This window comes from Rhizobium sp. BK060 (assembly GCF_014193145.1).
In the GTDB taxonomy this organism is placed as follows: domain Bacteria; phylum Pseudomonadota; class Alphaproteobacteria; order Rhizobiales; family Rhizobiaceae; genus Rhizobium.
Window position 1 is genome coordinate 1 of the sequence record NZ_JACHYW010000063.1, and the last position, 2506, is coordinate 2506.

The window sequence follows — 2506 nt, forward strand, 5'->3', positions numbered from 1 at the left end:
AATCTGGAGGGTTATGTGAGGTCGCATCCGTCGTCGCGGCGAGCTCGAGCGACCTCACATAAGCCGGATTGAAGTAAGGCGCGGGTTGTTTGCCGCTGTTATGGGAATAGTAGAGCACGCTGTTTGACGACGATAGCGAATTCGTCATGTGCGGCGGTCGCATTAGCGAATTTTGGCTTGATCTGACGACCTTCGCGGGCAGCTTGCCGAACGATCGGCGGCGATTTTTGCGCTCTCAATGCACACTGTCGGCCTTTCGGTGTGGCCAAGGCCAAGCGGTGTCGCGCGCCGGCGGGGCGCTTGGTTTTGTGGGGATATTGGCCAGTGTTCGGCTTGCTGGACATCATGATGTATCGCACCGGAAAGATGATGGCCGCGGCGGTGAAACAGGCGCAACGTTGATGCCGGTCCTGTGCATGGGACGCCGGCAGTCGGGGCATTCATAGGACTGCCCGTGCTGTGACTTGCCGGCCTGCGGCTGCCCCTCTGCTGGTGATGGCTGGTCAAGGAGCTCCCTGCAGAGACCGATATGATCCCGTCGCTGGCTATTGGCGAGAAAGCCGAAGTGACGCATGCGGTGGAAGCCGGCGGGAAGCACGTGAAGAAGAAAGCGGCGGATGAACTCGCACGGGTCAAGGCGCATGATCTTCTCGCGGTCGCGACCATTGCCACGGTAGTCCCTCCATCGGAAGGCAACATGGTCGTTATCGACATCGACGATGCGGCTGTTGGCGATGGCAACACGATGGGTGTACCGGCCGAGATAGGCGAGCACCTGGTCCGGCCCGCCGAACGGTGGCTTCGAATAGACGACCCATTCGACGCGGCGGGCACGCGCGAGATGGCGGGTGAACGCCTCGTCGTCGTTGAGATGGGTGAGTTCGTTGGAGAAACGGAGTTCACCGTGAGCGAAGGCTCTAGCAAGAGCCGTCAGAAAGAGCCGCCGAAACAGGCGCGACAGCACGCGCACGGGCAGAAAGAAGCCCGGCCGGCATGCGACCCACCTTGACCTGTCCGGCGAGAGACCGCCGCCGGGCACGACGCAATGGACATGGGGATGATGGGTCATGGCCTGACCCCAGGTGTGAAGCACGGCGACGATGCCGATCTCGGCGCCCAGCCGCTTGGGGTCGGCGGCAACGGTCTGCAGCGTCTGGGCTGCGATCCGCATCAGCAATGCATAGACGACCGCCTTGTTGTGAAAGGCGATCTCGGCGATGCCAGGTGGTAGCGTGAAGACCACATGAAAGTACGAAACCGGCAACAGATCGGCGACGCGTGCATCGACCCACTCCTTGCGGGCCGCACCTTGGCACTTCGGGCAATGGCGATTGCGGCAGGAATTATAGGAGATGCGGGTCCTGCCGCAATCGTCGCAGGCATCGACGTGACCGCCGAGCCTGGGCGTCCGGCAGGCTTCGATCGCGCCCATGACGCGTCGCTCGCCGCGGCCAAGATGACCGGCGTTATCACGCCTGTAGGAACTCCCATGTCGTCGAAAGATGTCGGCGACTTCGAAGGTGGGGCGCAACCGATTACGATTCCGGCGGCGTCACCTCCAGTCGTAATCGATCGAGCGGACTGGCCGTCGACCGGATCGTGTCGGTGGAGACCTGCGTATAGCGCGCTGTTGTCGAGAGGTGGGCGTGGCCGAGCAGGACCTGGATGATGCGGATATCGGTCCCGTTCTCGAGCAGGTGAGTGGCAAAGGAATGCCGCAGCGTATGGACGGTGACGTGCTTGGAAAGACCCGCCGCCGCAACCGCCGAACGGCAGGCGGAATGCAGCACCCACGGCTCGATCGGCTTGTCAGGATCGCGCCCAGGAAACAGAATGTCCTTGGGCCGCGCCAAGCGCCAATAGCTGCGCAGGATACCGAGCAGTTCCGGGGACAGCATGACGTAGCGGGCTTTGCCGCCTTTGCCGCGCGTGATGTGGATCACCATCCTTGAACTGTCGATATCGTTGGCGCGAAGACCACAGACCTCCGAGACCCTCAGACCGGCGGCATAGGCCGTTGTCAGAGCTACCCGCGCCTTCAAGCTGGAGACGGCTTGCAGAAATTCGACGACCTCGTCGCTCGAAAGAACAACCGGCAACTGGCGAGGCTCGCGCGCATACGGAATATGCTCCGGGATCGTATTCTGGCCGAGCGTTACGCCATAGAGGAACCGGAGTGCGCAGACGATCTGGTTCAATCCGGACCAGGATATGCCCGTAGACACAAGGTGGACCTGGAAGGCGTGGACCTCGTCTAGGCCGAGCCGATCCGGTGATCGGCCGAAATGACGGCTAAACTTTGCGACTGCATAAAGATAGGATTGCTGCGTGGCCGGAGAAAGATTGCGGACCGTCATGTCCTCGATCATCCGGCGACGCAGAGGGCTCATCTCGGCCATCTGGATCTCCTGTCTGAAGGGTGGGTTTGCAACACCCAAATCCTCTCAGACAGGAGGCATCTCTCAAAGCGGGCACCAATTGCCGCGACTAGCGGCTTAGTTCAATC

At 61.4% G+C, this 2506-nt stretch carries 2 protein-coding genes; both read right to left on the reverse strand.

Annotated features, from left to right (window positions below; genetic code table 11):
* Positions 1 to 343: 343 nt before the first annotated feature.
* Complete coding sequence (locus FHT71_RS31095) at positions 344 to 1531, reverse strand: IS91 family transposase (protein ID WP_183723292.1); 1188 nt, start codon at positions 1529 to 1531, stop codon at positions 344 to 346.
* A gap of 4 nt (positions 1532 to 1535) precedes the next feature.
* Positions 1536 to 2399, reverse strand: coding sequence for a site-specific integrase (locus FHT71_RS31100; protein WP_183723294.1), 864 nt, complete (start codon positions 2397 to 2399; stop codon positions 1536 to 1538).
* Positions 2400 to 2506 lie beyond the last annotated feature (107 nt).